This is a genomic window from Limosilactobacillus kribbianus (assembly GCF_026413145.1).
GTDB lineage: Bacteria > Bacillota > Bacilli > Lactobacillales > Lactobacillaceae > Limosilactobacillus > Limosilactobacillus kribbianus.
The window spans coordinates 1-7,231 of record NZ_JAOVYZ010000067.1 but is presented as its reverse complement, the minus strand read 5'-3'; the positions used below and the strand labels follow the sequence as shown (position 1 = coordinate 7,231).

5 protein-coding genes and 1 pseudogene are annotated in these 7,231 nt (G+C 46.7%); 4 read left to right on the top strand and 2 right to left on the bottom strand.

Annotation, left to right across the window (positions count from 1 at the left end):
- Positions 1-215: 215 nt before the first annotated feature.
- Entirely contained in the window at positions 216-722 is a 507-nt protein-coding gene (locus OCT58_RS09650) for a hypothetical protein (RefSeq protein WP_267202627.1), read from the bottom strand.
- 300 nt (positions 723-1,022) lie between these two features.
- Between OCT58_RS09650 and glf the strand changes: the two genes are divergently transcribed.
- The 4 genes from glf to OCT58_RS09630 all read left to right on the top strand — a co-directional run bounded on the left by glf (position 1,023) and on the right by OCT58_RS09630 (position 7,106).
- Positions 1,023-2,141 carry a UDP-galactopyranose mutase gene (gene glf, locus OCT58_RS09645; protein WP_267202626.1) on the top strand — a complete coding sequence of 373 codons (1,119 nt, stop codon included), beginning with the start codon at positions 1,023-1,025 and terminating at the stop codon, positions 2,139-2,141.
- Between the two features lie 2 nt (positions 2,142-2,143).
- Positions 2,144-3,571 carry a flippase gene (locus tag OCT58_RS09640; protein WP_267202625.1) on the top strand — a complete coding sequence of 476 codons (1,428 nt, stop codon included), beginning with the start codon at positions 2,144-2,146 and terminating at the stop codon, positions 3,569-3,571.
- 178 nt (positions 3,572-3,749) lie between these two features.
- The gene (locus tag OCT58_RS09635) at positions 3,750-5,636 is read left to right on the top strand and encodes a peptidoglycan DD-metalloendopeptidase family protein (RefSeq protein ID WP_267202624.1); all 1,887 of its coding nucleotides are present in this window, start codon (positions 3,750-3,752) and stop codon (positions 5,634-5,636) included.
- A gap of 66 nt (positions 5,637-5,702) precedes the next feature.
- Positions 5,703-7,106, top strand: a complete 1,404-nt coding sequence (locus OCT58_RS09630) for a hypothetical protein (RefSeq protein ID WP_267202623.1) — start codon at positions 5,703-5,705, stop codon at positions 7,104-7,106.
- Positions 7,107-7,128: 22 nt separating this feature from the next.
- On the opposite strand, the pseudogene OCT58_RS09625 reads toward OCT58_RS09630, so the two are convergent.
- Positions 7,129-7,231, bottom strand: a pseudogene (locus tag OCT58_RS09625) (IS30 family transposase); the annotation flags it as partial.

Genomic DNA, 7,231 nt, shown 5'->3' with positions numbered 1-7,231 from the left:
GTTCGCGTGTGGTAAGATGATGATAGGTCATTTGTGATATCCTTTGCTTTTGTTTGTGGTTATTCAAAAGTCTATCACAGATGGCTTTTTTATGTTTCTAACTTAATTTTACAAACCGGGAGACTAAAAAACACGGAGAAGTGACCGGTCGTTGCTTCTCCGTGTTTTTGTGATCAACAAAAAAGGACCGCGTAATTGCGATCCTTTTTAACTCATTAGTTTTGATGAATAATTTGTGCTTGGCTTGGCAGACTGCCGGACCAGTTGTCGTAAGTAGTCCCTTGACTGTTTGGCGAGGTCTGACGATCCATTCCATCACTGTCGACGTGGTGGGTAACACCCTTGGAGTCTGTCCAAACGGCAACGTCACTCAATCCCAGTTGGCGTTGAGAAGTTTGCTCGGTCTGGCTGCTGGATGATGAAGCAGTGCTTTGATTGCTTGTCGAACTAGTCGTTGCATTGTTTTGGGATGAACTAGCGGTACTAGAGCTCTCATTATTGTCATCGCTGCTCTGACTGTTCTTCTTAGAACTGCTTGCTTTAGCACTCTGCTTGTCATCAGTAGAGGAATTATGTTTCTTTTGCTTAGCAACCTTGGTAGTTTGGGTCTTGGATGAGGAAGACTTGGCCGCACTCTTATTACTAGAAGAACAACCAGCTAATCCTAATGCCATCACTAATACTAATGAACTAGACAAAATTAGGTGTCGAACGTTTTTCATAACTCTTTTAACTCCTATTACTTAAATTGGTGATGTAACTATGCAAAGTCTGAATTTAATAGTATAATTATATCATTTGTAAGAAATCAAAGTCTATTAAATTAATCTGGTGGGTGAATTACCCAAACTATCTAGCATTTTAACACCTTCAAATCCGACCATCAATGTTAATTTGCTAATTGATACCGAATCTTAGGTAAGTTATAACCGAAATGAAATATTATTTGGAATGATTTTTGGTAAAATTTACATAGTTTACTAAAATGTCAGAATTTATGTAATCGCGAGAGGAATGTAGTTATGTCAAAGTATGATTATTTAGTTGTCGGTGCCGGTCTCTTTGGTGCAACCTTTGCTTACGAAGCTGCCAAGCGTGGCAAGCGGGTCAAGGTAATTGAAAAGCGGCCGCACATTGGTGGCAATGTTTATACTAAAGAGGTAGCTGGCATCCAGGTTCATGAATACGGTGCCCACATTTTTCACACCTCAAATGACCGGGTTTGGCAATATGTCAATCAGTTTGCGGAATTTAACCGCTACACGAACAGTCCGGTGGCCAATTACAAGGGTGAGATGTATAATCTGCCTTTCAATATGAACACCTTCAATAAAATGTGGGGTGTGGCGACACCAAAAGAAGCCTTAGCAAAGATTGATGAGCAGCGTCAGGAGATGGCGGGAAAGAAACCAGCCAACCTGGAAGAGCAGGCAATTTCTCTGATCGGCCGCGATATCTACGAAAAGCTGATCAAGGGTTACACCGAGAAACAGTGGGGACAAAAGGCCACTGAGCTGCCGGCCTTCATCATTCGGCGCCTGCCGGTTCGACTGACCTACGACAATAATTACTTCAACGACCGCTACCAGGGAATTCCCGAAGGTGGTTATACCCAGATCGTTGAAAAGATGCTGGCCAATGAGCTGATCGATGTCGAAACGGGCGTCGATTTCTTTGACCAAAAGGACCAGTACCTTAACGATTATCCGAAGATCGTCTTCACTGGCACAATCGATCGGTTCTTTGATTACCAGCTAGGCGAACTCCAGTACCGCAGCTTGCGTTTTGAAACCGAATTGTTGGACGAAGATAACCACCAAGGGAATGCCGTGATCAATTACACCGATGCGGAAACACCGTACACACGGGTCATCGAACACAAACACTTCGAATTTGGTAAAGGTGATAAGGGCAAGACCGTGATTACCCGTGAATACCCCGCCGACTGGCATCGTGGTGATGAGCCTTACTACCCAGTCAACAACCAGCGCAACAATCAGCTTTACACCAAGTATCAGCAACTAGCTCAACAGGAGCCAAAGGTTATCTTTGGTGGTCGGCTTGGTCAGTATCGCTATTACAACATGGACCAAGTGATTGCGGCGGCATTAAAGACTGTGGATGAGGAGTTCGATAACTAACCATGAAGGTAATTAGAAATTATCTTTACAACGCCGGGTACCAGATCCTGAACATGTTGATCCCGTTGATTACTGTTCCCTATATTTCACGGGTATTGGGGGCGCACAACGTTGGGATCAACGAATATACCAACAGTTGGGTTTCCTTTTTCTACCTGATTGGTCAGATGGGGATCACCCTCTATGGTAATCGGGAGGTCGCCTATCACCGCGATGACCTTTATGAGCGATCGCGGACCTTCTGGGGCGTGGAAAGTCTCCAGGTAATGACCATTGGCCTGGCGCTGATCGCCTACCTTTCGGCCGTTTTCCTGTTTAGTACGACCTTTAAGTACTACTTCTTAATGCAGACCCTCTGGATCGTTGCGACTGGTCTCGACGTTTCCTGGTACTTTATGGGCCTGGAAAATTTCAAAGTGACGGTGGCCCGAAACGCTCTGGTAAAGTTGGCATCGGTAATCTTAATCTTCACCTTTGTTAAAACCAATGCAGATTTGGGACTCTATATTCTGATCCTTGGTGGCGCCCAATTGGCTGGGAACCTAACTCTGTGGCCGTATTTGAGAGGCAATCTGATTTGGGTAAGCATCCGCGAATGGCATCCGTTCAAACACTTCTACCCATCACTTTTGCTGTTTATCCCGACCATCACCACCCAGGTTTACCTGGTCCTGAACCGGCTGATGTTGGGACATATGTCCACCCAATCGGCCCTGGGAAACTTCGGTCAGTCGGATAAAATCGTTAAGTTTGTCCTGGCAATCGTAACGGCGACGGGGACCGTCATGCTGCCACACGTTGCCAATAAATTTGCCAAGGGAGACATCGAAGGGGTTCGCAATAGTCTTTACGCCTCCTTCGATTTCGTTTCATCCATCTCAATCCCGATGATGTTTGGCCTGATGGCGATTGCCCATAAGTTTGCCCCCTGGTTCTTAGGGAGCGACTTTATCCCGTCTGGGCAGATTATGTTCCTTGAATCGCCGATTATTGTCCTGATTGCCTGGAGTAACGTTACCGGGACACAGTACCTGATGCCGGTTAACCGGGTGAAGGAGTATACAACCTCGGTGACGATCGGGGCGGTCAGCAACGTCTTCTTCAACCTGTTCCTAATTGTTCTTTGGGGTGCCAATGGGGCCGCTCTGGCTACCGTCGGCTCCGAATTTCTGGTGACGGCGAGCCAAATGATCATGATTCGCAAGACGATCAAGCGCCGGGTAATGTTTCGCGAAGTATGGAAGTACTTGCTCAGCGGCCTTGTCATGTTCATCGTTGTTAGCCGGATCTGCCAGATGATCCAGATGACGATTGCCAACCTGATATTAGAGGTAGCCGTCGGTGTCGTCATCTATGGCTTGGGCTTGATTCTTCTCAAGGCTAAAATCTTGAATAAAGCACTGGAAATTATTAAACAAAGTCGTAAATAGTTCACTAAAAGCTATGTTACATTTATGTAACATAGCTTTTACATTTTGCTAATAAATAAAGAAGGGAGTTGTTTTAGGAGGGGTGATCTCCTATACTATTTGATAGGTTAAATTTTAAAATAAAATTATAAAAGTTAAGAATTACTCGTCCCAATCACTTTAGGAGGATTAAGACATTTTGAGTAGTCACGAAAAAACAAGAAGAGTGAAGTTATACAAGGCCGGGAAGCAATGGCTGACAGCAGCAATCGTTTCTGTAGGCTTTTTTGCTGGGGTCCAGGTGCAGCAGGCACAGGCCGACACTACGGATAACAACGTTCAAACGACTCAGGTTACTACTAATAATAACCAGACGACGAATACCAGCATTCCAAGTACCATTAATGGTTATACCGAACAACAAGACCAAAACGGCAACAACGTTTGGAAGAACAGCAACGGCCAAAGCTTGAACGGCTGGGAATCATCCAACAACAGCTGGTACCGTTTTAACAACGGTTCTGCCGTTACTGGTTGGAGCAACGTTGATGGCAACGAATACTACTTCGATCAGAGTAGTGCCAAGATGGCAACTGGCGACACCAATGTCGATGGCAGCAATTACTACTTTGAACCAAGCTCTGGTCACCAATTAAAGGGAATGGTGCTGGATCGTGATACCCATACGTTGAAGTACTACGACACGAATTCGGGTGCTCGTCAGACGACCTTAAACAGCAATGGTCAAACCTATACCTTTGATGCTCAGACTGGCAACATGGATACCAGTAGTCTGAGTGATGGACTGAACCAAATTGCTGGTCAGACTTATTACTTCAATGCTTCTAGCCAGACGTTTGCCAACAACGACTGGAAGCAGGTTAACAACCAATGGTACTACTTTAGCGACAATGGTAATGCCGTTACTGGCTGGTACCAATCTGGTGCCGGCAACTGGTACTACTTCAACAATGATGGCTCTGCTAAGACCGGCTGGTTCGAATCAGCAGCTGGTAACTGGTACTACTTCGACCAGACCAATGCCTGGGCTCTGCGCGGCTGGCAGTACATGGACAACAATTGGCTCCATTTAGATCCAACTAATGCTTGGCAGAATAAGGGCTGGGCAAAGGTTGATGGCCACTGGTTCTACTTTGATGATAAGGGTCACATGCAGTCCGGTCTCCAAACCATTAATGGCAAGACCTATGACCTCCAAACCGAACATGACGGTAACTTTGGCGCCATGAAGACCGGCTGGCAAAAGGTCAACGGTAGCTGGTACTACTTCAACAACGGTGGTGATGCTGCTACTGGCTGGTACCAATCTGGTGCGAAGAATTGGTACTACTTCAATAATGATGGTTCTGCTAAGACTGGTTGGTTCAAGTCAGCAGCCGGTTTCTGGTACTACTTTGACAACCAAAATGCTTGGGCGTTAAAGGGCTGGCAGCACATTAACAATGCTTGGTACTACTTCGATCCTACCAATACCTGGGCCGAGACCGGTTGGCAGAAGATCAACGGTACTTGGTACTACATGGACCCAACTAATGCTTGGATGCTGACTGGTACCCAGCAGATCAATGGTAAGACCTACCACTTTAATTCCAACGGTTCCTGGGCCGATGGCTGGGCTTGGCCATTCCCACAGGACGGGGAAGGCCACTTCTCTGGTGCGCAACTCTTCGGTGTTCACGCCGGTGGTGAATTCCGTCAAAATGGTTTCCACGACGGCTTAGACTTCGGTTCCGTTGACCACCCAGGTAGTGAAGTTCACGCCATTCACGGTGGGACCGTTAAGATTGTTGGTTACACCGCTGGGTTAGACTGGTACTGCGTTGTTGATACCGGTGAATACCTAGTTGTTTACCAGGAAGCCTTTGCAAGCAAGTCCAACATTCGTGTTCATGAAGGACAGGAGATCAGCACTGGTGATGTAATTGGTATCCGGAATACCGCCCACGTTCACATTGGGATTACCCGGAACCACAACTTTAACCAAGCCCTGAAGTACTCATTTACCAACAATGGTACTTGGCTAGATCCACTGCAGGTTATCCGGAACGGCATTAACAATGGTTAATAATTAAGTAATAAATGGCGATGTTCAGAATTTCTGCTAACATCGCCATTTTTTGAGGTGTTTTGAATGCATAAAAAACGGATTCGAAAACTATTAGTTCTTAGTGTAATGCTGACTTTGGCCTTTCCGGTGGGTGCTCTTGCTGATGTCACCGCTTTCAGTCCGTCAACAGTGGCAACCACGACGAGTGTGGGTGCACAAACGGTAACCCCATCAACCGATCTGAGTTCGACAGGACGGGCGGTCAGCCAACTGGCCCCGACCGCAAGTGCACAGATGTCTGCGGTTGGTCTCGGGGCGGTTGATCAGACCATTACCCCGGAGCGAGGATTGTTTACTAATAATAGCAACGTTGTCAGCAGCGAGCAGCAGCTGCCGGCAAGTTTTACGCCGGGGATCATCCAATATGACCAGCAAAATGATTACTCGGAAAAGATCAATGGTCAGCTGACGACCCAGCAGATGGAGACGCTAAATAATTATTCTAATCAGTGGATGAACAGTCTGCGGCATATCTGGCAGGCTTCACCGAATCAGTACAGTTATCACGGTCGGGCATATCAAGCCCCGAATGACCTGGTGACACCGCCAGCGCTGTTTGATGCGATCACTAAAATGGCTGCGGATCGAACTCGGGTTAATTACGGATATGACCATACCGGCGAGGAGCGGATTGCTCTCAATGCTGATGGGGATACATCTTATGGCCAATATATTGCCCAGGCAAACCTCACTCCGTCGGAAGAAGTGGTGCGCTCAGTGGCACCGAATGCAACCGGAACCAGTTTCACGGTTGGGGAAAACCTGTTTAAGCTGAGCGGAAGCACAATGCTTGAGGCGGAAGTGAACCTCTTTAATCGCATGGAGGACATGCTGTGGGGTGAGGCCACCGATCTGAATGGCAAGCTCGAGGGGGCAAACGACCACCTTGCCAATGTACTGAATCCGCTGTTCACTCACGTCGCAATGGGCTTTCAGCTGGTGAGTCCGAATCACTGGTACGTCACCTGGGATTTTGAAGGACTAGATAATGTTGACCACCAGACTGGGCAGGAATATTTCTCTGACGCGGACCGAATTGAAATCAACCGAATCTGGGATGCTATTTTGATGGGGAACGCTAACGAGCAATCCGTCACAGCTGTCGGCAACCATGAAAAGATACCTGTTACCAACAGTGCAATTGAGAATGCAAAGTCAACGATGGAAGTTACTCCGCCTTCTCAAAAAGTGGTAATTTTTAGTGCATGGCCTAAGCAGACACTAGTAGTTAGTTCATTTCCTGCCAGAGTCCACGTGTTGTCTAACGCTGCAGTTAAGCCAGCAAACTCGAAGCGGCCAGATCATAACCGGTACCTACCGCAAACCGGTAACTGTCAATCAGAGTTGATAATAAATTTAGTAATCCTGCTTGGCAGTGGAGTCGCCTTTGTGGCTGTGGACCGCTTATTCAAATCACGAAATAATTAGAACCCCGAAATGTCAAATTAAGTTAGAAAAAAGCTAGTTGCTCATCGGTGACGTGCTTCATGAATACTTCAAGTGGTGTGCGGTAGTTCAATGACTTGCGAGGAATGTTATTCCGACGATGCATC

Coding starts and splice junctions, on each gene's coding strand:
- OCT58_RS09650 (WP_267202627.1), bottom strand. CDS start 722: ATGAAAAACGTTCGACACCTAATTTTGTCTAGTTCATTAGTATTAGTG.
- glf (WP_267202626.1), top strand. CDS start 1,023: ATGTCAAAGTATGATTATTTAGTTGTCGGTGCCGGTCTCTTTGGTGCA.
- OCT58_RS09640 (WP_267202625.1), top strand. CDS start 2,144: ATGAAGGTAATTAGAAATTATCTTTACAACGCCGGGTACCAGATCCTG.
- OCT58_RS09630 (WP_267202623.1), top strand. CDS start 5,703: ATGCATAAAAAACGGATTCGAAAACTATTAGTTCTTAGTGTAATGCTG.